26 protein-coding genes and 2 tRNA genes are annotated in these 25316 nt (G+C 72.0%); 16 read left to right on the top strand and 12 right to left on the bottom strand.

Annotated features, from left to right (window positions below):
- Positions 1-68 precede the first annotated feature (68 nt).
- Together G5V58_RS22840 and G5V58_RS22845 are read left to right on the top strand one after the other, a co-directional pair.
- Positions 69-1385 (top strand): aminotransferase-like domain-containing protein, encoded by a 1317-nt coding sequence (locus G5V58_RS22840; protein WP_165237569.1) that lies wholly within the window; start codon positions 69-71, stop codon positions 1383-1385.
- Positions 1385-2143, top strand: a complete 759-nt coding sequence (locus G5V58_RS22845; RefSeq protein ID WP_165237571.1) for a lysophospholipid acyltransferase family protein — start codon at positions 1385-1387, stop codon at positions 2141-2143. Before G5V58_RS22840 ends, G5V58_RS22845 begins: the two co-directional genes overlap by 1 nt.
- Before the next feature lie 53 nt (positions 2144-2196).
- Here the strand turns inward: G5V58_RS22845 and G5V58_RS22850 are convergent, their stop codons facing one another.
- From G5V58_RS22850 to rpmH, 8 genes are all read right to left on the bottom strand, one after another.
- Positions 2197-3216, bottom strand: a complete 1020-nt coding sequence (locus G5V58_RS22850; RefSeq protein ID WP_165237573.1) for a ParB/RepB/Spo0J family partition protein — start codon at positions 3214-3216, stop codon at positions 2197-2199.
- Positions 3213-4094 carry a ParA family protein gene (locus tag G5V58_RS22855; protein ID WP_165237575.1) on the bottom strand — a complete coding sequence of 294 codons (882 nt, stop codon included), beginning with the start codon at positions 4092-4094 and terminating at the stop codon, positions 3213-3215. The genes G5V58_RS22850 and G5V58_RS22855 overlap by 4 nt, the downstream gene beginning before the upstream one ends.
- 338 nt (positions 4095-4432) lie before the next feature.
- A complete protein-coding gene (rsmG, locus tag G5V58_RS22860; RefSeq protein WP_165237577.1) occupies positions 4433-5101 on the bottom strand; it encodes a 16S rRNA (guanine(527)-N(7))-methyltransferase RsmG in 669 nt (222 codons plus the stop codon).
- Positions 5098-5649 (bottom strand): Jag family protein, encoded by a 552-nt coding sequence (locus G5V58_RS22865; protein WP_165239518.1) that lies wholly within the window; start codon positions 5647-5649, stop codon positions 5098-5100. The genes rsmG and G5V58_RS22865 overlap by 4 nt, the downstream gene beginning before the upstream one ends.
- A gap of 98 nt (positions 5650-5747) precedes the next feature.
- Positions 5748-6788, bottom strand: a complete 1041-nt coding sequence (gene yidC, locus G5V58_RS22870) for a membrane protein insertase YidC (RefSeq protein ID WP_407939648.1) — start codon at positions 6786-6788, stop codon at positions 5748-5750.
- Between the two features lie 4 nt (positions 6789-6792).
- Positions 6793-7074, bottom strand: coding sequence for a membrane protein insertion efficiency factor YidD (gene yidD, locus G5V58_RS22875; RefSeq protein ID WP_165237579.1), 282 nt, complete (start codon positions 7072-7074; stop codon positions 6793-6795).
- Positions 7071-7448: a ribonuclease P protein component gene (rnpA, locus tag G5V58_RS22880; protein ID WP_165237581.1), complete on the bottom strand. Its 378-nt coding sequence runs from the start codon at positions 7446-7448 to the stop codon at positions 7071-7073. The genes yidD and rnpA overlap by 4 nt, the downstream gene beginning before the upstream one ends.
- Positions 7449-7471: 23 nt before the next feature.
- Positions 7472-7609 carry a 50S ribosomal protein L34 gene (gene rpmH, locus G5V58_RS22885; RefSeq protein WP_114780495.1) on the bottom strand — a complete coding sequence of 46 codons (138 nt, stop codon included), beginning with the start codon at positions 7607-7609 and terminating at the stop codon, positions 7472-7474.
- A 521-nt stretch (positions 7610-8130) separates the two neighbouring features.
- Between rpmH and dnaA the strand changes: the two genes are divergently transcribed.
- From dnaA to G5V58_RS22940, 12 genes are all read left to right on the top strand, one after another.
- Positions 8131-9693, top strand: a complete 1563-nt coding sequence (dnaA, locus tag G5V58_RS22890) for a chromosomal replication initiator protein DnaA (RefSeq protein ID WP_407939764.1) — start codon at positions 8131-8133, stop codon at positions 9691-9693.
- A gap of 373 nt (positions 9694-10066) precedes the next feature.
- A complete protein-coding gene (gene dnaN / locus G5V58_RS22895; RefSeq protein WP_165237585.1) occupies positions 10067-11212 on the top strand; it encodes a DNA polymerase III subunit beta in 1146 nt (381 codons plus the stop codon).
- A gap of 59 nt (positions 11213-11271) precedes the next feature.
- On the top strand, positions 11272-12288 hold the full coding sequence (gnd, locus tag G5V58_RS22900) for a phosphogluconate dehydrogenase (NAD(+)-dependent, decarboxylating) (RefSeq protein WP_165237587.1): 1017 nt from the start codon (positions 11272-11274) through the stop codon (positions 12286-12288).
- A 10-nt stretch (positions 12289-12298) separates the two neighbouring features.
- Positions 12299-13462, top strand: a complete 1164-nt coding sequence (gene recF, locus G5V58_RS22905) for a DNA replication/repair protein RecF (RefSeq protein ID WP_165237589.1) — start codon at positions 12299-12301, stop codon at positions 13460-13462.
- Complete coding sequence (locus tag G5V58_RS22910; RefSeq protein WP_230486874.1) at positions 13455-13991, top strand: DUF721 domain-containing protein; 537 nt, start codon at positions 13455-13457, stop codon at positions 13989-13991. Before recF ends, G5V58_RS22910 begins: the two co-directional genes overlap by 8 nt.
- A gap of 318 nt (positions 13992-14309) precedes the next feature.
- Positions 14310-16322, top strand: a complete 2013-nt coding sequence (gene gyrB, locus G5V58_RS22915; protein WP_165239523.1) for a DNA topoisomerase (ATP-hydrolyzing) subunit B — start codon at positions 14310-14312, stop codon at positions 16320-16322.
- Between the two features lie 61 nt (positions 16323-16383).
- The gene (gene gyrA / locus G5V58_RS22920) at positions 16384-19092 is read left to right on the top strand and encodes a DNA gyrase subunit A (protein ID WP_165237594.1); all 2709 of its coding nucleotides are present in this window, start codon (positions 16384-16386) and stop codon (positions 19090-19092) included.
- A gap of 41 nt (positions 19093-19133) precedes the next feature.
- Positions 19134-20057 carry a DUF3566 domain-containing protein gene (locus tag G5V58_RS26215; protein ID WP_230486875.1) on the top strand — a complete coding sequence of 308 codons (924 nt, stop codon included), beginning with the start codon at positions 19134-19136 and terminating at the stop codon, positions 20055-20057.
- Positions 20058-20128: 71 nt separating this feature from the next.
- A tRNA-Ile gene (locus tag G5V58_RS22930) sits at positions 20129-20202 on the top strand.
- 15 nt (positions 20203-20217) lie between these two features.
- On the top strand, positions 20218-20931 hold the full coding sequence (locus tag G5V58_RS22935) for an SGNH/GDSL hydrolase family protein (protein WP_165237596.1): 714 nt from the start codon (positions 20218-20220) through the stop codon (positions 20929-20931).
- Complete coding sequence (locus G5V58_RS26220; RefSeq protein WP_230486876.1) at positions 20928-21053, top strand: DLW-39 family protein; 126 nt, start codon at positions 20928-20930, stop codon at positions 21051-21053. Before G5V58_RS22935 ends, G5V58_RS26220 begins: the two co-directional genes overlap by 4 nt.
- A 12-nt stretch (positions 21054-21065) precedes the next feature.
- A tRNA-Ala gene (locus G5V58_RS22940) sits at positions 21066-21138 on the top strand.
- Between the two features lie 5 nt (positions 21139-21143).
- Here the strand turns inward: G5V58_RS22940 and G5V58_RS22945 are convergent.
- The 4 genes from G5V58_RS22945 to G5V58_RS22960 form a co-directional block, all read right to left on the bottom strand.
- On the bottom strand, positions 21144-22007 hold the full coding sequence (locus G5V58_RS22945) for a hypothetical protein (RefSeq protein WP_165237598.1): 864 nt from the start codon (positions 22005-22007) through the stop codon (positions 21144-21146).
- A gap of 33 nt (positions 22008-22040) precedes the next feature.
- Positions 22041-22559, bottom strand: a complete 519-nt coding sequence (locus G5V58_RS22950) for a SigE family RNA polymerase sigma factor (protein WP_230486877.1) — start codon at positions 22557-22559, stop codon at positions 22041-22043.
- A gap of 105 nt (positions 22560-22664) precedes the next feature.
- Positions 22665-23405, bottom strand: coding sequence for a sterol desaturase family protein (locus tag G5V58_RS22955; RefSeq protein ID WP_165237600.1), 741 nt, complete (start codon positions 23403-23405; stop codon positions 22665-22667).
- Positions 23402-24127, bottom strand: coding sequence for a FadR/GntR family transcriptional regulator (locus G5V58_RS22960; RefSeq protein ID WP_165237602.1), 726 nt, complete (start codon positions 24125-24127; stop codon positions 23402-23404). Before G5V58_RS22960 ends, G5V58_RS22955 begins: the two co-directional genes overlap by 4 nt.
- A 71-nt stretch (positions 24128-24198) precedes the next feature.
- Between G5V58_RS22960 and G5V58_RS22965 the strand changes: the two genes are divergently transcribed.
- Positions 24199-24966: an SURF1 family protein gene (locus G5V58_RS22965; protein ID WP_165237604.1), complete on the top strand. Its 768-nt coding sequence runs from the start codon at positions 24199-24201 to the stop codon at positions 24964-24966.
- Positions 24963-25313: a DUF3817 domain-containing protein gene (locus G5V58_RS22970; protein WP_165237606.1), complete on the top strand. Its 351-nt coding sequence runs from the start codon at positions 24963-24965 to the stop codon at positions 25311-25313. The genes G5V58_RS22965 and G5V58_RS22970 overlap by 4 nt, the downstream gene beginning before the upstream one ends.
- Positions 25314-25316: the final 3 nt, after the last annotated feature.

Consider the following 25316-nt stretch of genomic DNA (forward strand, 5'->3'; position numbering starts at 1 on the left):
CGTCTGTGACCGAGTCGTGGGCGCGGGCCGTGCCGAGGACGGGCCCGATCCCGCACACTAGGGGGATCATGGAGAGCACGCCCTCGCGCCCGCAGGCCCGTCTCGACCCCTACGTCGACCGGTACGCCGCCCGCACCGCCGGGATGACGGCCTCCGAGATCCGCGCTCTCTTCGCCGTCGCCTCGCGCCCCGAGGTGGTCTCGCTGGCCGGCGGCATGCCGAACATCTCCGGGCTCCCGCTCGACGTGGTGGGCCACGCGATCAGTGACCTGGTCGCCCAGCAGGGCCCGGTCGCCATGCAGTACGGCTCGGGCCAGGGCGTCCCGGAGCTGCGCGAGCAGATCACCGAGGTGATGCGCCTCGAGGGCATCGAGGCCCACCCCGACGACGTCGTGGTCACGGTCGGCTCGCAGCAGGCGGTCGACCTGGTCACCCGCGTCTTCTGCGACCCCGGCGACGTGGTGATCTGCGAGGCGCCGTCGTACGTCGGCGCGCTGGGCGTCTTCAAGGCCTACCAGTGCGAGGTCGTGCACGCCGAGATGGACGCCGACGGGCTCAACCCCGAGGCGCTGCGCCAGGCCATCGCGGCCACCAAGGCGGCCGGCAAGCGGATCAAGTTCCTCTACACCATCCCCAACTTCCACAACCCGGCCGGCGTGACGCTCACCGCGGCGCGGCGCCCGGAGATCCTCGACATCTGCCATCGCGAGGACATCCTGATCCTCGAGGACAACCCCTACGGTCTGCTCGGCTTCGAGGGCGAGCCGATGCGCGCGCTGCGGGCCGACGCGGCCGAGGGCGTCATCTACCTCGGGTCGTTCTCCAAGACCTTCGCCCCCGGGTTCCGCGTGGGCTGGGCGCTCGCGCCCCACACCGTGCGCGAGAAGCTGGTCCTGGCCCAGGAGTCCGCCACGCTCTGCCCGCCGCAGTTCTCCCAGATGGCGGTGTCGGCGTACCTCTCGCACCACGACTGGCAGGGCCAGATCAAGCAGTTCCGCGAGATGTACCGCGAGCGGCGCGACGCCATGGTCGACGCGCTGACCGACCAGATGCCGGCCTCCTGCCGCTGGAACGTGCCCGACGGCGGGTTCTACGTCTGGCTCACCCTGCCGCCGGGAGTGGACGCCAAGAACATGCTGCCGCGCGCGGTCACCGCCCGGGTGGCCTATGTCCCTGGCACGGCGTTCTACGCCGACGGCTTCGGCTCCAGCGCGATGCGGCTGTCCTTCTGCTACCCAACCCCGGAGCGGATCCGCGAGGGCGTGCGCCGGCTGGCCGGGGTGGTCGAGGCCGAGCTGGAGCTGCGCGCGACGTTCGACAGCTACGCCCCGGCCCGCGAGCTCGGTCCTCGCGGGTACGACGGCCCGAGCAGTGACCTCAGCTGATGCGCGACGTCACCTACCCGCCGATCATCCTGGCGGCCAAGGCCGGCTTCCGGCTGCTCGGCCAGCGCATCACGATCACCGGTGCCGACCACGTGCCGCGCTCGGGCGGCGTGCTGCTGGCGGTGAACCACATCGGCTACGTCGACTTCGTCTACGGCGGGCTCGCGGCCAACCCGTCGGGGCGCAAGGTGCGCTTCATGGCCAAGCGCGAGCTCTTCGACCACCGCTGGACCGGCCCGCTCATGCGCTCGCTGCACCACATCGAGGTCGACCGGGCCGAGGGGGAGGCGTCGATGCGCACGGCCGTGCAGTTCCTGCGAGCCGGCGAGGCCGTCGGCATCTTCCCGGAGGCGACGATCTCGCGGGCGCTGGAGCTCAAGGACTTCAAGACCGGCACCGTGCGCATCGCGGCCGAGGCCGGCGTACCGCTCGTGCCGGTGATCCTCTGGGGCACGCAGCGGATGATGACCAAGGACCACCCGCGCGACTTCTCCCGCGGCAAGACCATCACGATCTCGGTCGGCGCGCCCCTGCACCCGACGGGTGCCGACCCGGTGGCCGAGACCGCCGAGCTGCACCGGGTGATGTCGTCGATGCTGGACGAGGCGGTCCGGGCCTACCCGACCGCCGAGCAGCCGCCGGGGTGCTGGTGGCTGCCGGCACGGTACGGCGGCAGCGCGCCGACGCTCGAGCAGGCCGCGGTTCTCGACGCCGAGGAGAAGGCCGCCCGCGCGGCCCGCAAGGCCGCGCGGCCCTGACCATTGTCGTCAGATCGCTTTGTCGACAAAGCGACTGATCCACAAGTCGATGCTCAGATCGGGCGGTCGTCCCGGTTGCGGGGGTCCATCACGTCGACGATGCGGCGCAGGTCGTCGAGGCTGGCGAACTCCACGGTGATCTTGCCCTTGCTGCGCCCGAGGTCCACCTTCACCCGGGTCTCCAGCCGGTCGGACAGGCGGTCGGCCAGCTCGGCGAGACCGGGCGCGGTGGGCTTGGCCCGCTGCACGCGGCGGACGGCGGGGTCGTCGTCGCTCCCAACCGCGACGATCTCCTCCAGCCCGCGCACCGAGATGCCCTCGGCGACGACGCGCTGGGCGAGGCGGTCCTGGCGCTCGGCGTCGTCCACGCCGAGCAGGGAGCGGGCGTGGCCGGCCGAGAGCACCCCGGCCGCGACCTTGCGCTGGACGGCCGGGCTGAGCTTGAGCAACCGGATCGTGTTGCTGATCTGCGGACGTGAACGACCGATGCGGTGGGCCAGCTCCTCGTGCGTGCACTCGAAGTCGTCGAGCAGCTGCTGGTAGGCCGACGCCTCCTCCAGCGGGTTGAGCTGGGAGCGGTGCAGGTTCTCCAGGAGCGCGTCCCGGAGCATGTCGGTGTCGTCGGTGTCGCGGATGATGGCCGGGATGACGTCGAGCCCGGCCTGCTGGGACGCGCGCCAGCGCCGCTCCCCCATGACCAGCTCGTAGTCGCCCTCCGCGCGGCGGCGCACCACGATCGGCTGGAGCAGCCCGACCTCGCGGATCGAGTGGACCAGCTCGGCCATCGCCTCCTCGTCGAAGACCTGACGAGGCTGTGCGGCGTTGGGGCGGACCTGGTCGATGGGCAGCTCGGCGAACGACGCCCCGGTCACGGGGGCGAGCTCGGGACCGGGTGCGGAGCCGGCGGCTCCCGGCTCCGGCGGGCCGGTCGGACCGGTCGGCGGGGCGGGGCCATCGGCGGCGCCGGCCCCGGCGGCGCCGGCAGCAGGCGACTCCTCCGCCGGCGCGGCCGTGGGGATCAACGAACCGAGACCGCGGCCGAGACCGCGACGCTGGGGCCGGGAGGCGTTCACGCGTGCTGTCCTTCCTGGGGCCGCAGCCCCTTCTGCGCGAGCTCCTTGGCGGCGTCGAGGTAGCTCATCGCACCGGGCGACCCCGGGTCGTAGGTCATCACGGTCTGGCCGTACGACGGCGCCTCGGACACGCGCACGGAGCGCGGGATCGCCGAGCGGAGCACCTGCTCGCCGAAGTGCGAGCGGACCTCCTCGGCCACGCCGGCGGCCAGTCGGGTGCGGCCGTCGTACATGGTGATGAGGATGGAGGAGATGCTCAGGTCCGGGTTCAGGTGCGCGCGGACCATGTCGACGGTGGAGATGAGCTGGCCGAGACCCTCCAGCGCGTAGTACTCCGCCTGGATGGGGATCATCATCTCGGCCCCCGCCACCAACGCGTTGAGCGTGAGCAGCCCCAACGACGGCGGGCAGTCGATGAACACGTAGTCGAACCGGTCCTCGCCCGCATCGTCGACGCTCTGCTCACTGACCCGGGGATCGGCGTAGAGCGCCTTGCGCAGCCGCTGCTCACGCGCCACCACACTGACGAGCTCGATCTCGGCTCCGGCCAGGTCGATCGTGGCCGGGACGACCGAGAGCAGCTCGAGGTCGGGGCACGGCGCCAGCACCTCGGCCAGCGGGGTTCCCTCGACCAGCAGGTCGTACGTCGAGGGCGTGCCCCGGTGGTGCTCCACCGCGAGCGCCGTGGAGGCGTTGCCCTGCGGGTCCAGGTCAACCACCAGCACCCGCTGACCGAGCTGGGCGAGCGCGGCGGCCATGTTCACGGTCGACGTCGTCTTGCCGACCCCGCCCTTCTGGTTGGCCACGACGAGGACTCGGGTGGCCTCGGGCCGCGGCATCGCCGGCCGCTGCCGTGCGCCCTGGCGTGCCAGCAGCATGTGCTCAGCGGCCCTGGCCAGCGGGGTCGGCTCGTCCCCATAGGGGTCGGCCAAGGAAGGTGGGACGTCGCTGAGATCGCCTGCGCGCAGCACGGCCGGGTCTCCTTCAGTTTCACGTGAAACATCGGTCTGGGGGACGGGGTTGTCGGCACCTCCGGGCGGTGTTTCACGTGAAACATCGTCCGCGTCGTCAAGGCGAACCTGTGGAGAAACCACGTCACCCTGTGGAGAGTCAGGCTCAGGGAGGGGTTCCGTACCGGTGGATAACTCCCCTGCACCGTCCGGCGGTGTCGGGCCGTGCGTCACTCCTGGATCCCTCCCACCACGTCGCGTCCACCTCACCCTAGTCGCGCCCGAATGCCTCGAGCCACTCGCACGACGGTGGCTGTGGAGGCGTCGTCGGGGGTGCTCAGCTCCAGTACTTCGGGCTCCGGACAACGGAGCGTGCGCAGCCGCGTCCGAGCCGAGGCGATCTCCTCGGCCGCCGAGCTGCCCTTCATGGCCAGCAGGGCGCCCTCCGGCGCGACGAGCGGCCACGCCCACCCGAGCAGACGTTCCAACGGGGCCAGGGCACGGGCCGTGACGACGTCGAAGAGCCGGGACCCGTGCAGCTCTTCGGCCCGCGCCCGGACGACCTCGACGCCGTCGAGTCCGAGCTCCCCGACGACTTCCTCCAGGAAAGTGGTCCGCCGCAGCAGCGGCTCGACCAGCGTGACCCTCAGGTCGGGCCGCGCGACGGCCAGCGCCAGACCGGGGAGACCGGCGCCGGAGCCCAGGTCGGCCAGCGTCGCGCTCTCGGGGACGACCGAGGCCAGAGCCAGGCAGTTGAACACGTGCCGCTCCCACAGCCGCGGCGCCTCCCGGGGGCCGATCAGCCCGCGTTCGACACCGGCCGTGGCCAGGAGCTCGACGTAGCGCTCCGCCAGAGCCAACCGCTCCGACGGGAACGCCCCCCGCGCCGCCTCGGGCGTGGGGGGCGTCCCGGACGGGATCTGCTGCCCGCTCACCGCGGCGGAAGGACCACCACGTAGCGGCGGGGCTCGACGCCCTCGGACTCCGAGGTCAGGCCGGCGGCCGCGACGGCGTCGTGCACCACCTTGCGCTCGAACGGCGACATCGGGTCGAGCGACGCGGACTCGCCGGACTCCTTGACCCGGGCCACGGTCTCCTCGGCCAGCTTCTCCAGCTGGTCGCGCTTGTCGGCGCGGTAGCCGGAGATGTCCAGCATCAGCCTCGACCGCTCGCCGGTCTCGCGGTAGACCGCCAGCCGGGTCAGCTCCTGGAGCGCCTCCAGGACCTCACCGTCGCGGCCGACCAGCTGGCTCAGCTCGGCGCCCACGATCGACACGGCCGCCCGGTCACCCTCGACGTCCATGTCCAGGTCGCCGTCGAGGTCGGCGATGTCGAGGAGCTCCTCGAGGTAGTCCGCGGCGATGTCGCCCTCGGCCTCGAGCCGCTCGACCCGCGAGCCGGCCGGCTGGTCCTCGGCGTCCTCGGCCGCGTCCGCGCCGCCCGCGGTCTCGCCGCCGTCGGCGGGCCCCCCGCTGTCAGCCACCGCGGCGGCCTCGTCGGCACCGGTCGCCTCGGTGCCGGTCGCCACGGTGCCGGCGTCCTCCACGGTCAGGTCGGGCGTCTCGTCGGTGGTCTGCTCGCTCACTGCTGGTTCCCGTTCCTCTTCTGGTTCTGGCTGCGCTGGGTGCCGCCGGGTGGTCGCCCGGTGCCGCCCTTCTGGCGCTGGGCCTTGGTCTGCCGCTTGGGCTGCTGGCGTTGTGCGGGGCGCTTGTCCTCCGGCTCGACCTCGGTCACCGTCGCCACCGCGCCCTCGGCGGCCGGCAGCCCGTGGGCCTCGGCCTTCTTGCGGTCGCGCTCTTCCTTGGCCTTGGCCGCCTCGGTGCCCGGCGCCGGGTTGTTGCGGATGACCCAGAACTGCTGACCCATGGTCCACAGGTTCGAGGTGGTCCAGTAGAAGAGCACGCCGATGGGGAAGGCGATGCCGCCGACCGCGAACACGACGGGGAGGACGTAGAGGAGCATCTTCTGCTGCTGGGCGTACTGACCCGTCAGCGCGTCGGGCGGCATGTTCTTGCTCATCAGCTGCCGCTGGGTGGTGAACGTCGTGGCGGTCATCGCCAGCACCAGGATGGCCGCCACGATCTGCACGGCCAGGATGCCCTGGGAGTCGGTGAACGAGGCGGCCAGCGGCAGCTTGCCGAACAGCTCGGCCTTGCCGAACTCCTTGGCCTGGGTCTCGGTCAGGAAGCCGTGCGCCGTGCCCTTCTTGGCCGCCTGGTCAACCATCCGGAACAGCGCGAAGAAGATCGGCATTTGCATCAGGATCGGCAGGCAGGACGCGAACGGGTTGGTGCCCGAGTCCTTGTAGAGCTTCATCGTCTCCTGTGCGAGACGCTCCCGGTCGTGGCCGTACTTCTTCTGCAGCTCCTTGACCTTGGGCTGGATCAGCTGCATGTTCCGGCTGGCCTTGATCTGGCGCACGAACAGCGGGATCAGCGCGGCCCGGATGACCAGGGTCAGGCCGATGATCGACAGGCCCCACGACGCACCGCCCTCGGGGTCGAGCCCGATCTGGCTGAACAGCCAGTGCCACGCCAGCATCACTCCGGACACCGCGTAGTACAACGGTGTGAGGATGTAGTGACCGATGGTGCCCAGCGGTCCCAGCACGAGTGCGCTCACGCGATCAGGCTTCCTTCCTGTGGGCGGCGCCGACCAGTGCGTCACGGTCCGGGCCGGAGGTGCGTGCAGAGGTGCGGGACGGGACCGGGTCGTAGCCACCGGCGGCCCAGGGGTGGCAGCGCGCCAGTCGGCGCGCCGCCAGCCAGCTGCCGCGGATGCTGCCGTGCTCGGTCACCGCGTCGAGCGCGTACGCCGAGCAGCTCGGGTGGTAGCGGCACACCTGCCCGTAGAGCGGGCTGATCAGCAGCCGGTAGGCGCGCAGCAGCCCGATGAGGACGTACTTCATGAGGCAGCCCCTGTCCGGGGCGCGGCCGGGCTCCGCATCGCCCTGCTGAGACAACGGGTGAGCTCGGCGTCGAGTTCCGCGCTGGACAGGCCGGCGGCCGGGGGCAGGGCCCGGACCACCACCTCCGCGCCCGCGGGCAACGACGCCAAGTGTGGCCTGACGACATGACGCAACCGGCGCTTCACCTGGTTGCGGGCGACGGCGTTGCCCACCGCCTTGGAGACCACCAGGCCGACGCGCACCGAGTGCACCTGCGCGGGCGGCGCAGGTGTGAGCAGGTGCACCACCACCGCGGACCCACCCGCTCGCCGGCCCGCTCGCACGGTGCGCCGGAAGGCGTCGGAGTCGCGCAGCCGGTGCTCGGCGGCGAGCACGGGGAAGAGCGGCCTGAGCCGACTCAGACCGCGAGGCTCTTGCGGCCCTTGCGGCGACGCGCGGAGAGGATGGCGCGACCGGCGCGGGTGCGCATGCGCAGACGGAAGCCGTGCACCTTGTGGCGGCGACGGTTGTTCGGCTGGTAGGTGCGCTTGCTCACGGGAGTTCTCTTCCGGTAGGACGGGCAGGTCTGGTGGTCGCGGCGGTCGGCGCGGGTGCGCTGCCAGGACCCAGCCACTGACCGATCAACGGTACGCGGTGCGCGGAGCCAGGGTCAAACCGGCGCGGGCCGGGCCCGCGCCACGCCCGCGGGCCTGTGGAGATCGCCCGGACGGGTGGGCTGCGGACGGCCCGGGACCACCTGGTGAAATGGCTTCGTCACCTGTGGAGAACGGCTTGTGCCTGCCCGCCGCGCGGGGTTAGGTTCGGGCCCCAACCGAGGTTCCCTACTGCCCCCCGGGGCCGTCTCGGTCCGGTGCTCCCCCGCCGGTTCCTCACAGTCCCCACCCGTCCCGGACACCCGGTGCGGCGGGTGCACAGCCTGTGGAGAACTCTGTGGACAGTGACGCCGACCCAGCTGTCCGCACCTGTCCGGACAGGACCCCCAGCCGCATCGAGCGGGAGAAGGCGACCGACCTCGTGGACCACACCGACCCGGACCTCACCGACGCCTGGCGCGCGGTGCTCGACAACGTCCAGCCCAACCAGCGGGCCTGGCTGTCGACCTGCGACCCCGTCACCGTCCACGACGACCTGGCGATCATCGCGGTGCCCGACGAGTTCACCCGGACCCAGGTCGAGGGCCGGCTGCGGCCCGAGCTCGAGGGCGCACTCAGCGAGGTCTACCGCCGCGCGATCCGCCTGGGCACCACCATCAACCCGGCGTTGAGTGAGCCGGGCCGGGCCGAGCGGACCGCCGCTCAGGCGTCCCACGCCCCGCGCCGCGAGAGCACCGACCGGATCGACCGGATCGACCGGATCGAGCCGACCGGCCCGAGCGCACCTGGCCGCGAGCCCGAGACGGTCTCCCGGATCGACTCGTCGACAAGGCGACACGACGACATGTCGACAAATGGTCCGGTGAGCCGGTTGGCCGACGTGCTCCCCATGCCGGGCGCCGCCACCGACCAGCCGCCCGCTCCCGTGCTCCACCACGACCGGATCGAGACCGACGGCGACCACCGCTCGCAGCGCCCGAGCGCGCTGGAGACCCGGCTCAACCCGAAGTACACCTTCGAGACGTTCGTCATCGGCTCCTCCAACCGCTTCCCCCACGCCGCCGCGGTGGCGGTGGCCGAGGCGCCCGGCAAGGCCTACAACCCGCTGCTCGTCTACGGCGAGTCCGGGCTGGGCAAGACCCACCTCCTGCACGCGATCGGGCACTACGTGCGCAGCCTCTACACCGGCGCCAAGGTGCGCTACGTGTCGAGCGAGGAGTTCACCAACGAGTTCATCAACGCGATCCGCGACGACAAGCAGGACGTGTTCAAGCGGCGCTACCGCGACGTCGACGTGCTCCTCATCGACGACATCCAGTTCCTGGAGGGCAAGACCCAGACCCAGGAGGAGTTCTTCCACACCTTCAACACCCTCCACAACGCCAACAAGCAGATCGTGCTGACCTCCGACCGTGCGCCCAAGCGCCTCGAGGCGCTGGAGGACCGGCTGCGCAACCGGTTCGAGTGGGGCCTCATCACCGACGTCCAGCCGCCGGACCTCGAGACCCGCATCGCCATCCTGCGCAAGAAGGCCGCGATGGACCGGCTGACCGCGCCGCCGGACGTGCTGGAGTTCATCGCCTCCAAGATCCAGACCAACATCCGTGAGCTCGAGGGCGCCCTGATCCGGGTGACGGCGTTCGCCAACCTCAACCGCCAGGAGGTCGACATGACCCTGGCCGAGATCGTGCTCAAGGACCTGATCCCCGAGGGCGGCGAGCCCGAGATCACCGCTGGCCTGATCATCGCCCAGACCGCGGCGTACTTCGGCGTCTCCATCGAGGAGCTCACCGGCCCCAGCCGCGGCCGGCACCTGGTGATGGCCCGCCAGATCGCGATGTACCTGTGCCGCGAGCTCACCGGCCTGTCGCTGCCCAAGATCGGTGCGCAGTTCGGCAACCGCGACCACACGACGGTGATGTACGCCGACCGCAAGATCAACCAGCTGCTGGCCGAGCGCCGCGCCGTCTTCAACCAGGTGAGCGAGCTGACCAGCCGGGTCAAGGCCGCCGCCCGCCAGGCCTGAGCCCCGTGGACGCGTCGGCGAGCCTGTGGACAGACCCCACTCCAGGGTCCGAACTACACGGGGAGGATCTCGGGATCCGCGGCACCGGACGGTGCGCACGACCGGCGTCGTCCACACCCCGCCCCGTCGGACCGGGTCACCGTCCACAGCCGTCCTGCACAGGCAGATCCGCGTCCCGCCGGGGCCAGCGGGCACCGTCCACAGTTTCCACCGCTCCTACTACGACTCCGGACTTCTACACGGATCGATCGACGGTGGAACTCCACGAGCCCCGCACCCTGTGGAACACCGCGCACCGTGGTGGCAGGATTCGAGCCCAGATCGCAGCCCGCACCGCAGCCCAGATCGCCGAGATCCCGAAGGAACCCCGACTGTGAAGTTCCGTGTCGACCGCGACGTGCTCGCGGACGCCGTCGCATGGGCTGCCCGCAGCCTCCCGGTCCGCCCCAGCGTCCCGGTGCTCGCCGGTCTGCTGATCGAGGCCAGCGACGAGGGCCTGGTGCTCTCCACCTTCGACTACGAGACGTCCGCCCGCGCCACGCTGCAGGCCGAGGTGGCCGACGAGGGCCGCGCGCTGGTCAGCGGCCGCCTCCTGGCCGACATCTGCCGCAGCCTGCCGCCCAAGCCGGTCGAGATGGTCACCGACGGCGCCCGGGTCTCGCTGACCTGCGGCTCCGCGCGGTTCAGCCTGCAGACCATGCCGGTCGAGGACTACCCGACGCTGCCGGACATGCCCGACGCGACGGGGACCGTCTCCAGCGAGGCCTTCGCCCACGCGGTCGCGCAGGCGGTCACCGCCGCCGGTCGCGACGACATGCTCCCCGTGCTCACCGGCGTGCGGGTCGAGATCGACGGCTCGACCATCTCGCTGCTGGCCACCGACCGGTTCCGGCTCTCGCACCGCGAGCTCGAGTGGGACCCGCGCACGCCCGACGACACCCTGGCCGCCCTGGTCCCGGCCAAGGTGCTCGGCGACACCGCCAAGTCGCTGACCAGCGGCAGCGAGGTGACGATCGCGCTGGCCACCTCCGGCTCCGGCGAGGGCATCATCGGCTTCGAGGGCATGGCGGCCGGCGGCTCCCGGCGTACGACGACCCGCCTGCTGGACGGCGAGTTCCCCAAGGTCCGCAGCCTCTTCCCCAGTGAGCACCTCACCGTGGCCAAGGTCGACAAGCAGGCGCTGATCGAGTCGGTGCGCCGCGTCTCGCTGGTCGCCGAGCGCAACACCGCGGTGCAGCTGGCCTTCGCCGACGGGGTGCTCACCCTCGACGCGGGCTCCGGCGACGAGGCCCAGGCCTCGGAGTCGATCGAGGCCGACATCACCGGCGAGGCGATCACCACCGGGTTCAACCCGCAGTTCCTCCTCGACGGTCTCACCGCCATCGACGACAAGCAGGTCGAGCTGGCCTTCACCCAGTCCTCCAAGCCCGTGGTCATCCGCGGGACCAGCGAGGAGGAGGGCGCGGCCGAGGAGACCACGTTCCGCTACCTGTTGATGCCGCGCCGACTGTTGTCCTGAGGCCGGTCCGGGGCACCGGCAGGTCGTAGGTCATCCACCCGTTCAGGAGGAGCAAGCCAATGCACATCGGTCTCGTGGGTCTGGGCAAGATGGGCGGCAACATGCGCACGCGCATGCGCAACGCCGGCCTGACCGTGGTCGGCTACGACCGCAACCCCGACCTCGCCGACGCCGACAGCCTGGCCGCCATGGTCGAGCAGCTGCCCGGCCCGGACGGCGGGCCCCGCGTGGTGTGGGTGATGGTCCCGGCCGGCGACCCGACCCGGGAGACCGTCAAGGAGCTCGGCGAGCTGCTGTCCGAGGGCGACCTGGTCGTCGACGGCGGCAACTCCAAGTACACCGACGACCAGGCCAACGCCGAGATGCTCAGCCACAAGGGCATCGGCTTCGTCGACTGCGGCGTCTCCGGCGGGGTCTGGGGGCTCGAGAACGGCTACGCCCTCATGTGCGGCGGCTCCGACGAGGACGTCGCCAAGGTCCAGCCGGCCTTCGACGCACTGCGTCCCGAGGGCGAGCACGGCTTCGTCCACGCCGGTCAGAAGCCGGGTGCCGGGCACTTCGCCAAGATGGTCCACAACGGCATCGAGTACGCCATGATGCAGGCCTACGCCGAGGGCTGGGAGCTGCTCGAGAAGGTCGACGTCGTCGACAACGTCACCGAGGTCTTCGACTCCTGGCGGGCCGGCACCGTCATCCGCTCCTGGCTCCTCGACCTGCTGGTCGCGGCGCTGCGCGAGGACGAGGGGCTGAGCAAGGTCCCGGGCTGGGCCGAGGACTCCGGCGAGGGCCGCTGGACGGTCGAGGCCGCCATCGACAACGCCGTGCCGATGCACGTCATCGCCGCCTCGCTCTTCGCCCGCTTCACCTCGCGCCAGGACGAGAGCCCGGCCATGAAGGCGATCGCGGCCATGCGCAACCAGTTCGGCGGCCACGCCCTGCACACCCCGCCGCCGGTCGGCGGTGAGGCCAGCCAGGCCGACACGGCCGGCGGTCCCGCGCAGTCCGAGGCCGCCCAGCAGGCCGGCAGCGGGAGCGAGCCGGCCAACTCCGGCGGCGGACCCACCGAGCAGTCCTGACCGGGGGCCGATGTACGTCGCCCACCTGAGCCTGCACGACTTCCGGTCCTACGCCTCTGCGGAGGTCGCGCTCGAGCCGGGCGTCACGGCGTTCATCGGTCGCAACGGCCAGGGCAAGACCAACCTGGTCGAGGCCGTGGACTACCTGTCCCGGCTCCAGTCCCACCGGGTCGCCACGGACGCACCGCTGGTGCGCAGCGGCGCCCCGCAGGCCGTGGTGCGCGCGGCGGTGGTCAAGGACGGGCGCCAGGCCGTGCTCGAGGTCGAGCTCAACCCGGGTCGCGCCAACCGGGCGCGCATCAACCGCTCCGCGCTCCCCCGCACCCGCGACCTGGTGGGCCTCGTCCGCACCGTGGTCTTCTCCCCGGAGGACCTCACCCTGGTCAAGGGCGACCCCTCGGACCGGCGCCGGTTCCTCGACGACCTGCTCGTGCTGCGCACGCCGCGGCTGGCCGGGACCCGCGCCGACTACGACCGCGTGCTCAAGCAGCGCAACTCGCTGCTCAAGACCGCAGGGATCGCGCGCGGCTCGGCGCGCGAAGGTGCGCTGGCCACGCTGGCGGTCTGGGACGAGCAGCTGGCCCGGCACGGCAGCGAGCTGCTCGAGGCGCGCCTCGCGCTGGTCGAGGACCTGCGGCCGTACGTCGGGAAGGCCTACGAGACCGTGGCCCGCGGGGCCTCCCGCGACGACGCCGAGATCGAGTACCGCTCGTCGGTGCCGGTCGACGGGCCGCTCGAGCAGGCGATCCTCGACGAGCTCGCCCGCCGGCAGAAGGACGAGCTCGACCGCGGCCTCTCCCTCGTCGGCCCACACCGCGACGAGCTGCTGCTGTGGCTGGGCCACGGGTCCGACCCGGGCGAGGAGCGGCTGCCGGTCAAGGGCTACGCCTCCCACGGCGAGAGCTGGTCGTTCGCCCTGGCGCTCAAGCTCGCGTCGTACGACCTGTTGCGCAGCGAGGGCGACGACCCGATCCTGATCCTCGACGACGTCTTCGCCGAGCTCGACAGCGGCCGGCGCGAGCAGCTGGCCGAGCTGGTGGCCGGCGCCGAGCAGGTGCTGGTCACGGCGGCGGTGCCCGAGGACGTGCCGGCGGCCCTGCGCGGGGTGCGGTACGTCGTGGCCGGCGGCGCGGTGACCAGGGACGAGGCGGGGGACGGTGAGGCGGGTGGCTGAGGAGCCTGGTCCCGCGCAGCCCGGGCCCGAGGAGGAGCACCGCGACGACGGGCTCGACCTGGCCCGCCAGCTGACCCGGGCGACCGCGGGCAGCACGCCGGCGGCCCGCAAGCGCCGCGCCAAGCGAGACCGTCGCCCCCGCGACACCCAGGTCTCCGGCGCGCACCCCGACGACCGCGACCCGCAGCTGCTCGGCTCCCAGCTGGAGCGGCTCGTGGCCGACCAGGGGTGGGCGCTCGAGCTGCGCGTGCGCGGCGTCTTCGCCCGGTGGCCGGAGCTGGTGGGCGCCGACGTGGGCGCGCACTGCACGCCGGAGACCTTCGCCGAGGGCAAGCTCGTGGTGCGCGCGGACTCCACCGCCTGGGCCACCGAGCTGACCCACCTGGCGCCGGCCGTGGTGCGCCGGCTCAACCAGGAGCTCGGCGACGGCACGGTGACGGTCATCGACGTGCTCGGGCCGCACACCCCGAAGCGCCGCGGTCGGCTGCGGACCCGCGACAGCCGGGGGCCGCGCGACACCTACGGGTGAGGACCCGCGAGCGCGGCTGAGCCGATCTGCGGGGCTCGCGGCCATACGGGGACACGGCGCACCCCCTGTGCGTCGCTCTCACCGGCCTCCACGCGCCGCTGGAGGCGCTCCTGGACGCCGCGTCCCCCCGCTCGCCGAGTCCGGTGCGTGGAATGCGGCGTTCTGGGCGCTATCATGGCTGTTGGGTCGTCCTCCCACCCGGCGGGCGGCCCGACTCATGTCAAGACAGCGGTGCGAGCCGTGCGCAGAAGGGGTCGACGTTGACGCAGCAGAACCCACCGGAGCCCCCCCAACGGAGTCGCCTACGACGCCTCCGCGATCCAGGTCCTCGAGGGCCTCGAGGCGGTCCGCAAGCGCCCGGGCATGTACATCGGCTCCACCGGTGAGCGCGGCCTGCACCACCTGATCTGGGAGATCGTGGACAACGCGGTCGACGAGGCGCTGGCCGGCTACTGCGACCGGATCGTCGTCACGCTCACCGCCGACGGCGCCATCCGCGTCGAGGACAACGGCCGCGGCATCCCCACCGACACCGCGCCCGGCCAGGAGCTGCCGGCCGCGACCATCGCGCTGACCCAGCTGCACGCCGGCGGCAAGTTCGGCGGCGGCGGCTACAAGGTGTCCGGCGGCCTGCACGGCGTCGGCGTCTCGGTGGTCAACGCGCTCTCGGACAAGCTCGTGCTCGAGGTCAAGAACCGCGGCGCGCTGTGGAGCCAGACCTTCCGGCTCGGCGACCCCGAGGGTCCGCTGGCCAAGGTGCGCGACCTCGAGGACGGCGAGGGCACCGGCACCACCGTCACCTACTGGGCCTCGCCGGACATCTTCGAGACCACGTCGTACTCCCTCGAGACCATCACCACCCGCTTCCGCGAGTACGCCTTCCTCAACAAAGGCCTCGAGATCGTCGTGCGCGACCAGCGCCCCGACGCCGGCGCCGTGGCCGACGCCGTGCAGGACGACACCGCCCGCGAGAGCGACGCCTCCAGCAGCGACGTGATCCACCGCGTCGACGGCGGCGGCAGCGAGCAGGTCTTCAAGTACGACCGCGGCCTGGTCGACTACGTCGAGCACCTCAACCGCAGCAAGCAGGCGGCCAACCCGACCATCATCGCCTTCGAGGCCGAGACGCCGGACCACGCGGAGAACCCGCTCAGCCTCGAGGTCGCGATGCAGTGGAACACGACCTACACCGAGTCGGTCCACACCTTCGCCAACACCATCAACACCCACGAGGGCGGCACCCACGAGGAGGGCTTCCGCGCCGCGCTCACCTCGCTGGTCAACCGCTGGGGTGAGGAGTGGGGCCTGGTGAAGAAGTCGGAGGACCGCGTCTCCGGCGACGACATCCGCGAGGGGCTCACCGCGATCATCTCGATCAAGCTGGGCGAGCCGCAGTTCGAGGGCCAGACCAAGACCAAGCTGGGCAACACCGAGGCCAAGGGCTTCGTGCAGCGGGTGGTCAACGACCAGCTCGGCGCGTGGTTCGAGCAGAACCCGCAGGAGGGCCGCGACATCGTGCGCAAGGCCCAGTCCGCCCAGCAGGCCCGGATCGCCGCGCGCAAGGCGCGCGAGCTGGCCCGCAACCGCAAGGGCCTGCTCGGTGGTGGCGGCCTGCCGGGCAAGCTGGCCGACTGCCAGTCGACCAACCCCTCCGAGTGCGAGGTCTTCATCGTCGAGGGCGACTCGGCGGGCGGCTCGGCCAAGTCCGGCCGCGACCCGCGCATCCAGGCGATCCTGCCGATCCGCGGCAAGATCCTGAACGTCGAGAAGGCCCGTCTCGACAAGGTCCTGGGCAACCAGGAGGTCCAGGCGATCATCTCCGCGCTCGGCACCGGCATCCACGACGAGTTCGACATCGACAAGCTGCGCTACCACAAGGTCGTGCTGATGGCCGACGCCGACGTCGACGGCCACCACATCAACACCCTGCTGCTCACCCTGCTGTTCCGCTTCATGCCGCAGCTCATCGACGGCGGCTACGTCTACATGGCCCAGCCGCCGCTCTACCGGCTGCGCTGGAACAAGCCGGCCGAGCACGAGTTCGTCTACTCCGACGCCGAGCGCGACGCGCTGATGAAGGCCGGGCTGGCCGAGGGCAAGAAGCTGCCCAAGGAGAACCCGGTGCAGCGCTACAAGGGCCTCGGCGAGATGAACGCCGACGAGCTGTGGGAGACCACGATGGACCCCGACCAGCGGCTGCTGCTGCAGGTCACCCTGGAGAACGCCGCGCTGGCCGACGAGACCTTCTCCACGCTCATGGGTGAGGACGTCGAGCTGCGCCGCTCGTTCATCCAGCGCAACGCCAAGGACGTGCGATTCCTGGACATCTAGGTCTCTACGCAGCTATTGCCTGAGTCCTAGACATCCCTAGACCGACGAATCGAGACCGAGCATGACCGAGACCCCCACGACTCCCCCGACCGGCGGCGGCCGCGTCAACGAGGTCGAGCTGCGCACCTCGATGGAGCGCGCCTACATCGACTACGCGATGGCGGTCATCGTCGGGCGCGCGCTGCCCGACGTCCGTGACGGGCTCAAGCCGGTGCACCGCCGGGTGCTCTATGCGATGTACGACGGGGGCTACCGCCCCGACCGCGGCTTCTCCAAGTGCTCGCGCGTGGTCGGCGACGTCATGGGTCAGTACCACCCGCACGGCGACACCGCGATCTACGACACCCTGGTCCGCCTCGCGCAGCCCTGGGTGATGCGCAACCCGCTCATCCACGGGCAGGGCAACTTCGGCTCGCCCGGCAACGACCCCGCCGCCGCGATGCGCTACACCGAGTGCCGGATGGCGCCGCTGGCGATGGAGATGGTGCGCGGGATCGACGAGGACACCGTCGACTTCCAGCCCAACTACGACGGCCGCTCGGCCGAGCCGACGATCCTGCCGGCCCGCTTCCCCAACCTGCTGGTCAACGGCTCGGCCGGCATCGCGGTCGGCATGGCCACCAACATCCCGCCGCACAACCTGCGCGAGGTGGCCGAGGGCGCGGTCTGGGCCCTCGAGCACCCCGACGCCACCCGCGAGGAGCTCCTGGACGCGCTCCTGGAGCGGATCAAGGGCCCCGACTTCCCGAACGCCGCGCTCATCGTCGGCCGCCAGGGCATCGAGCAGGCCTACCGCACCGGCCGCGGCTCGATCACCCAGCGCGCGGTCATCGAGATCGACGAGGACAGCAAGGGCCGGACCTGCCTGGTCATCACCGAGCTGCCCTACATGGTCAACCCGGACAACCTGGCGCTGAAGATCGCCGAGCTGGCCGACTCCGGCCGGGTCCAGGGCATCGCCGACGTCCGCGACGACACCTCCTCGCGCACCGGCCAGCGGCTGGTCGTCGTGCTCAAGCGCGACGCCGTGGCCCGCGTGGTGCTCAACAACCTGCTCAAGCACACCGAGCTCCAGACCAACTTCTCGGCCAACATGCTCGCGCTGGTGGACGGCGTACCCCGCACGCTGAGCATCGACCAGTTCATCAGCAACTGGGTCGAGCACCAGGTCGAGGTCATCCGCAGGCGCACGGAGTACCGCCTGCGCGAGGCCGAGAAGCGCGCCCACATCCTGCGCGGCCTGGTCAAGGCGCTGGATGCGCTCGACGAGGTCATCGCGCTCATCCGCCGCTCGCCCGATGTCGACGAGGCGCGGGTGGGCCTGATCGAGCTGCTCGACATCGACGAGGAGCAGGCCACCGCCATCCTCGACATGCAGTTGCGCCGGCTCGCGGCCCTGCAGCGCCAGCGGATCATCGACGACCTGGCCGCCATCGAGATCACCATCGCCGACCTCGAGGACATCCTGGCCAACATCACGCGCCAGCGCTCGATCGTGGTCGAGGAGCTCACCGAGATCGTCGACAAGTACGGCGACGACCGGCGCACCCAGATCATCGCGGCCGACGGCGACCTGTCGATGGAGGACCTGATCCCCGACGAGGACCTCGTCGTCTCCATCACCCGCGGCGGCTACGCCAAGCGGACCCGCGCCGACCAGTACCGCTCGCAGCGGCGCGGCGGCAAGGGCGTGCGCGGCGCCTCGCTGCGCGGTGACGACGTGGTCGAGCACTTCATCGCGACCACCAACCACCACTGGCTGCTCTTCTTCACCACCGCCGGCCGGGTCTACCGGACCAAGGCCTACAACCTGCCCGAGGCTTCGCGCGACGCGCGCGGGGGTCACGTGGCCGGGCTGCTGTCCTTCCAGCCCGACGAGAACATCGCCCAGGTGCTGGCGATCCGCGACTACGACCAGGCGCCGTACCTCGTGCTCGCCACCCGTGCGGGACTCGTGAAGAAGACCCGCCTGGCCGACTACAACAGCCCGCGCCAGGCCGGCGTCATCGCGATCAACTTCCGCGAGGACGACGACGAGCTGATCGGCGCCGAGCTGGTCTTCCCCGAGGACGAGATCCTGCTGGTCTCGCGCAAGGGCCAGGCCGTGCGCTTCCGCGCCGACGACGCCCAGCTGCGGCCGATGGGCCGGGCCACGTCCGGCGTGCGCGGCATGGACACGCCCGAGGGCGACTCGGTGCTGTCGATGTCGCGGATCGCAGCGGCGCAGGCGGCCTCGGAGGACTCCGAGGAGAACATCCAGTACGTCTTCACCATGACCGACGGCGGCTTCGCCAAGCGGACCCGCATCTCGGAGTACCGCCTCACCAACCGCGGCACCAAGGGCGTGCGCGCGATGAAGCTCGAGGACGAGGCGCGCGGCGTGCTCGTCGGCGGCTTCATCGTCGAGGACGGCGACGAGATCCTCTCCATCACCCAGGGCGGGCAGGTCGTGCGCAGCCCGATCAACGCCGACTTCCGCCCGACCGGTCGCTCCACGATGGGCGTGAAGTTCGTCAGCCCCAAGAACGGCGACGCCGTCGCGGTCGTGGCCCGTTCGGTCGAGGCCAAGGTCGAAGAGGAGCTGGAGGAGGCCCTCGAGGACTCCGCGGCCGAGGTGGCCGAGGACGCCGCGACCGAGGTCGTCGAGCGCGAGCTCGAGCAGGGCCCGGTCAGCGCGGACGACGGTCCGGCGGACCCCGCCGCGCCGCTGGCCGAATCGGAGAATGACGAGGCGGGTGCAACAATCGAGGACCAGGACACGTCTGAGTAGACGCCGCACCGTCGTCGAGACCAGGGGGAGTGACAGTCAGCATGGCTGATCGCCCGAGCAACACCGGCCGTGAGGACACGGTCGCGTTGCCACGGACCCCCCAGCAGCGTCCGCCCCAGAACGGGTCCGGCAACGGCCGGGTCCTCCCGCCGATGCCGGCCGGCGAGGACGCCGCGGGGGAGTCCGCTCCCTCGGCGGCACCGCCGGCGGCTCCCGCGACCCCGGCCAACGGCACCCGCAACGGCTCGGCCGCCCCGGCGCCGGCCAAGAAGGCGGCTCCGGCCCGGACCCCGCGTCCGGTGACCAAGAAGACCGCCCGACCCGCGGCCAAGAAGGCAGCGCCTCGTCCGACTGCTCCCGCGGCTGCTCCGGCTGCGGCCGCCCAGTCCGTGGCGCAGCCCAGCCCGGCCACCCAGGCGACGCCCGCCGTGCGCACGGCCGAGCCGGTGCGCCCGGCCGCGGCGCCGCCGCCGGTCGTGGCCGCGCCCGCGCCCGCCGTACCCCAGGAGAAGGCGAAGCCGGCCAGGACCGCCAAGCCGGCCAAGCCGACCCGCGAGCAGAAGCGCGCCGCGGCCGCGGCCGCCGCCCCGCAGGCCGGACGTCGGGCCCGGCTCCGGGTGACCCGGGTCGACCCGTGGTCGGTGATGAAGACGTCGTTCCTGCTCTCCATCGCGCTCGGCATCGTCATCGTGGTCTCGGTCCTCATGGTCTGGACCGTGCTCGGCGCCGCCGACGTGTGGAACTCCATCAACCAGACCGTCCAGGACGTCGTCGGCGGCCAGGACGCCTCGACGTTCGACATCGAGGACTACCTCGGCACCCGACGCGTGGTCGGCTTCACGATGATCGTGGCCGCCGTGGACGTGGTGCTGGTGACCGCGATCTGCACCCTCGGGGCGTTCCTCTACAACATGTCGGCCTCGCTGCTCGGCGGCGTCGAGGTCACCCTGGCCGAGGACAACTGAGGCGATTTCTCCGGGCCTCCCGGGCTCGGGTATCGTTCCCGTTCGGTCGCCGCGCCGTCGGCGACACTCGCGGGCCTATAGCTCAGACGGTTAGAGCGCTTCCCTGATAAGGAAGAGGTCAGAGGTTCAAGTCCTCTTAGGCCCACCCACGGAGTTCGCGTTGAACAAGACCCTCCTCCTCGCCGCGCTGACCTGCCTGGCGCTCCTCGTCCCGGCCGCGCCGGTCGACGCCTCCGGTGGCCGCGCCACCCCGCCCGCGCCGTACTCCGGGACGTTCATCATCGGCGACTCCACGCTCTACCGCGTCGCGCCGAAGCTGCGCCGACTCGAGCCCGACTGGTACGTCGACCAGCAGCGCGGCCGCGCCGTCAACGCGCTGCAGCGGCGCATGGAGGCCTACCTCGCCACGCACCCGACGCCCGCCAACTTCGTCATGGCCCTCGGCACCAACCGCTGCCACTTCCCCGAGTGGAGCTACGCCCGCCTCGAGCGCGCCATCGACCTGCTCCCGCCCGAGACCAACGTCTTCCTGGTGATGGTCGTGCGCGCCGGCTCCTACCAGCGGTGGAAGGACGTCACGCTGCGCCTGTACAACCGCTATTCGCGCCACCTCGCGCGCGTGCGCCCGAACACCTACACCATCGACTGGCGCCAGACCGTCCTCGCCGACCCCACCCTCGACCCCGTCACCGGCGTCTCCTCCCTCCTCGTCGACGGCACCCACCAGACCGGCGCCACCCACGGCCAGCCCCCCGGCCCCGGCGTCGACACCTACCTGAAGCTCATCCTCGACAAGTACGACGCCGTCAACGGCCAGCCCCGGCCCTCGCGTTTACCCGCCCCGCCGCAGCCCTTGCTACCGTCTCCCGCGTGAAGAAGCTGCTCCTCATCGCCCTCGCCGCCGCCGGCGCGGTGATCGCGAAGAAGAAGCTCGACGAGGGCAAGGCCGAGCAGGCCCTCTGGGCCGAGGCCACCGACGCGGTCAAGCGCAGCTGATCCGCCCCCACCGGGGCCTTGGCGCAATTGGTAGCGCACCTGCTTTGCAAGCAGGGGGTTAGGGGTTCGAGTCCCCTAGGCTCCACCCGCTCACACGCACGGCGCCTCGGTGTCCAACACGTCCGGGGCGCACAGGGACCGGAACGTCGGCAGCTCGTCGCCCTGGTCGAGGTACTCCTGCGGCAGCGTGGTCCTCGACCACCACGGTCGGGTCACGACCTGGGCGAGCTGCTCGACGGTGAGCGGGGGAGCCGAGCGCACGACGTCGTCCTCGGTCCGGGCGGTGGTGGCAGCGCCCAGCACCAGCCGCAGGCCGGCGGCGCGATCGATGAGCTCGGCCACGTTGCGCCGATAGCCCGGGCCGCTGCCGCTGACGGTGTCGACGTAGGTGCGCAGCGTCGCGCCGTCGGCCAGCTCGGTGACCTGGCACTGGCCCATGTAGCTCTCGCACCTGTACGGCGGCCGGCCGACCGGGCCGGTGTCCAGTGAGCCCTCGTGCTCGAGCGGCTGGAGGTTCAGCTGCACCAGCCCCTCAGGGTCGGCGTCGTCGGTGAAGAGGAACTCCGCCATCGGCTCCGCTCCGGCCGAGCCGCCGAAGGCGGCGAAGCGTCCGTCGCCCCCCGTCACCTCGTCCACGCCGGCGACGAGGGCGGCCACGACGCCCCGGCCGGTCAACGGCCCGGTCGCCCCGGAGAGCTCGGCGGTCGGCTCCGGGGTGGCGGGCGACGAGGCCGTGTCGTGGGCCGTCGCACCACGGTCCTGCCCACCCTGGCCGGGCAGGGTCCCCCAGGCCACACCGGCGGAGAGCACCGCAACGGTGGCTCCGCCGACGACGGCGAGCACGCGACGACGGCGACGGGCGGCGAGACCGGCGCGGCGCGCCTGCCACGCCAGGGTGGATGCGTCGGTGGTCACGTCGACCACCGCGGCCTCGAGCGAGTCCTTGAGTTTCATGAGGTGGTGTCCTCTCGGGCGGTCACGAGCCGGTCACTCGGCCAGATCGGGGAAGTGCAGCCGGAGACGGGCGAGCGCTCGGGACGCCCGCGTCCGGCAGGCGCCCTCGGAGAGGCAGAGCTGACGGGCGACCTCGGCGACCGGGACGTCGTGGAAGTAGCGGAGCACCAGCACCGTCCGGTCGGCTGGGGGCAGGGTGGCCAGCGCCTCGAGGAGCGAGAGCCGCAGCGTCGGGTCCTGCGCTGAGCCGGCGAGATCCGCCGAGCCTTCCCACGAGACCTCGTCGACCCGGCGCCGCCGTTGCTGGGCGAGGAACAGCCGGGTCAGCACGGTCCTGGTGTACGCCGCCGGGTGGTCCGCGCGGCGCACCCGGCGCCACTTCGAGAACACCTGCGCGTAGGTCGCCTGCACCAGGTCCTCGGCCGCGTGCCGCTCACCGGTGAGCAGCACCGCCGTGCGCATCATCCGGTCCGCGGTGGCCACCACGAACTCCTCGAACCCGTGCCCGGTCACCGGGTCGTCGGGTGGTTCTGGCGGGGGCGTCGCGTCCACGCGTTCCTCTCGCAGCTTGACCGTCACACCCTTCTGGATGCCGGCGGCCGGCGAAGTGTTACGCGTCGCCACGGCCGGGGGCAGGACGGGAGGCGGTGAGCGCACTCAGCCGCGCGTCTCCTCGAGGTCGTGCAGCCGCTTCACCGTCGGCGACGTGGGGACCGCCGAGGCGTCGGCCGGGTAGGTGCCGAAGAGGCGGTCGGCGGTGCCGGCGCTGGTCACGGTGAACCAGTAGTGCTCGTTCTTGTAGTGGTGCAGGCGGTGGTTGCGCCAGACCGAGCGGTACCACCGCGAGCGCGGGCGGTGGTCGCTGTGCACGAGGTAGTGCGTCCACTCGTAGCCGGCCTTGATGCCGTAGACCGACACCAGCAGCGTGAGCATCCAGGCGCTGTTCGGGGTGACCAGCCACGCGACGACGACGTACGTCGGGAGGAGCCAGACCAGCACCCGCCAGGGGATGAAGACCAGCGGGAGGTCGCGCGGGTCGGCGTGGTGGGCGCGGTGCTCGCGGGCCAGCAGCGAGTCGACGGTCAGCGGGCCGATCGTGCGCGGGCGCCAGTGCAGGACGGCGACGTGGATGACCCACTCGATGACGGGGAACAGCGCGATGAGGGCGACGGGGACGAGCAGCTCCCACCAGGAGCCTCGGCCGACGGCGATGCGGGCGATGACCGAGGCGACCAGGAACGTCGAGATCAGCCAGGGGCTCGGGTGCCGCCAGAACTCACGCCACGCGGCGCTGAGGGTCAGCGACTGGCGGCGGCGGGCCTGGCCGGTGATGCGCTCCTCGTCGGCGGCCAGCCGCTGGGCGGCGAGGGCCTCGATCTGGGGGTCGGCCTGGGTCATGTGGGCTCCTCCTCGAGGGCGGCCAGGGCGGTGAGCAGGCTCTCGGTCGCGGGGCGCAGGACGCGCTCGGCGGCGGCCCGTGCGGTCTCGGCGTCGCCGGAGCCGAGGGCCGCGGCCAGCAGGCGGTAGGCCTCGACCTGGCCCACCTCCTCGGCCATGAGGGGCGCGAGGGCCTCGAGCGCCGGCTCGTACGCCGCGCGCAGGCTGTTGAACATCAGCTGGAAGACCAGCGAGTCGGCCGCCGCGACGACCTGGTCCCAGAAGGCCAGGGCCAGCTCCTGGCGGCGTACGTCGTCCTCGGTCGCGGCCAGGTCGTCGACCAGGGTGTGCAGGGCCGCGGCCAGCGCCGGGCCGCCGCGGGGGGCGGCGAGGGCCGCGACCGCCGGCCCGACGGCCAGCCGGGCCTCGAGCACGCTGCGGGCGACCTGGGGATCGAGCTCGCCGTGGCGCACCAGCAGGCGGGGGAGCAGGTCCAGGCCGGCGGCCGTCCGGAAGTCGCGGACCGTCGTGGTGCCGCCGTGGCGGACCTCGACCAGCCGGGTCGCGGCCATGCGCTGCAGGGCCTCGCGCACGGCGGGCCGGCTCACGCCGAGCACCTCGGCCAGGCGGCGTTCGCTGGGCAGGGCCGCACCGGGGCCGAGGGCGCCGTCGACCACCTCGGCCAGGACCTGGTCGAAGACCTCGTCGGGCACGGATCGGCGACGGACGGGTTGCAGCGGCACCTGGCCACCGTGGCACCGCTGTGGTCAGAGGTCAAGTGGTCGGACCAGTGGGTGCGCCGTACCCTGGGGACGTGCCGAATGCCCTCGCCCCGCGGTACTGGGGCGGGCACCTGCTCATGGTCGTCGCCGTGGTCGCGGCCCTGCTCCTGGGCCTGTGGCAGCTCGACGCCTGGCGCGAGCGCCGGGCCGACGCGGCCCGCGACCTGACCCAGGCGCAACCGGAGCCGCTGGCCGACGTGATGGGACCGGACGACCCGTTCCCGGGCCGCTCGGTGGGGCAGCCGGTGACGGTGAGCGGCAGCTGGGTGCCGACGGGCACGGTCTTCGTGTCCGGTCGCGAGCACGACGGCGTGGACGGCTACTGGATGGTCACGCCGCTGGCCGTGGGCGACGCCGGCGCGCCGGCGCTGCCGGTGGTGCTCGGGTGGGTCGCCGACCCGGGCCAGGCGCCGGCGCCGCCGCAGGGCACGGCCGACCTCACCGGCTGGCTCCAGCCGCCGGAGGGCACGGGCGACCGCGACGACGACCCGACCGACGACGTGCTGCCGCAGCTGCGGATCGCTGACGTCGTGCAGCGGGTCGACCAGGACCTCTACTCGGCGTACGCCGTGGCGCAGGACGGGGTCGACGGCCTGCCCGCGGCCGACCTGGCTCAGCTGCCCGACGCCGGCCGGTTCACCGCGGTGCGCAACCTGTTCTACGCCCTGGAGTGGTGGGTCTTCGGGGGCTTCGCGGTCTTCTTGTGGTGGCGGTGGGTGGGGGAGCTCCGCGCGCCCCCGGGCGAGGACCCCGAGGAGGAGGACGAGACCGAGGACCGGGCCAGTACCGTGGCCACGTGAGCGGACTGGTCAGGGCCTACCGGATCTTGGCGTACGTCGTCGGCGTGCTGCTGGCCTTCGGGACCGTGGTGTTCCTGCTCGACGAGCTCGCCGCCGACGGCTCCGGCCTGCAGCAGTTCGGCGAGGACGCCGGCATCGTGTGGCTCGCCCACGGCTGGATCTACATCGTCTACCTCGTCGTCACCTTCTTCCTGTGGCGCCGCGAGGGCTGGAGCGTGCCGTTCGTCCTCCTGGTGGTGGTGGCCGGCCTCGTGCCGCTGCTGATCTTCTGGGTCGAGCGCCAGGTCATGCACAAGCTGCGCGGCGAGGCCTCCCCGCTCGAACGGGTGGCAGACTCCGCCACGTGAGCG

The sequence above is a fragment of the Nocardioides anomalus genome, assembly GCF_011046535.1.
Classification (GTDB): domain Bacteria; phylum Actinomycetota; class Actinomycetes; order Propionibacteriales; family Nocardioidaceae; genus Nocardioides; species Nocardioides anomalus.

Coding starts and splice junctions, on each gene's coding strand:
- yidD (WP_165237579.1), bottom strand. CDS start 7,074: ATGAAGTACGTCCTCATCGGGCTGCTGCGCGCCTACCGGCTGCTGATC.
- G5V58_RS22955 (WP_165237600.1), bottom strand. CDS start 23,405: ATGACCCAGGCCGACCCCCAGATCGAGGCCCTCGCCGCCCAGCGGCTG.
- recF (WP_165237589.1), top strand. CDS start 12,299: ATGTACGTCGCCCACCTGAGCCTGCACGACTTCCGGTCCTACGCCTCT.
- G5V58_RS26215 (WP_230486875.1), top strand. CDS start 19,134: ATGGCTGATCGCCCGAGCAACACCGGCCGTGAGGACACGGTCGCGTTG.
- gyrA (WP_165237594.1), top strand. CDS start 16,384: ATGACCGAGACCCCCACGACTCCCCCGACCGGCGGCGGCCGCGTCAAC.
- G5V58_RS22840 (WP_165237569.1), top strand. CDS start 69: ATGGAGAGCACGCCCTCGCGCCCGCAGGCCCGTCTCGACCCCTACGTC.
- G5V58_RS22845 (WP_165237571.1), top strand. CDS start 1,385: ATGCGCGACGTCACCTACCCGCCGATCATCCTGGCGGCCAAGGCCGGC.
- G5V58_RS22945 (WP_165237598.1), bottom strand. CDS start 22,007: ATGAAACTCAAGGACTCGCTCGAGGCCGCGGTGGTCGACGTGACCACC.
- gnd (WP_165237587.1), top strand. CDS start 11,272: ATGCACATCGGTCTCGTGGGTCTGGGCAAGATGGGCGGCAACATGCGC.
- G5V58_RS22855 (WP_165237575.1), bottom strand. CDS start 4,094: ATGCTGCTGGCACGCCAGGGCGCACGGCAGCGGCCGGCGATGCCGCGG.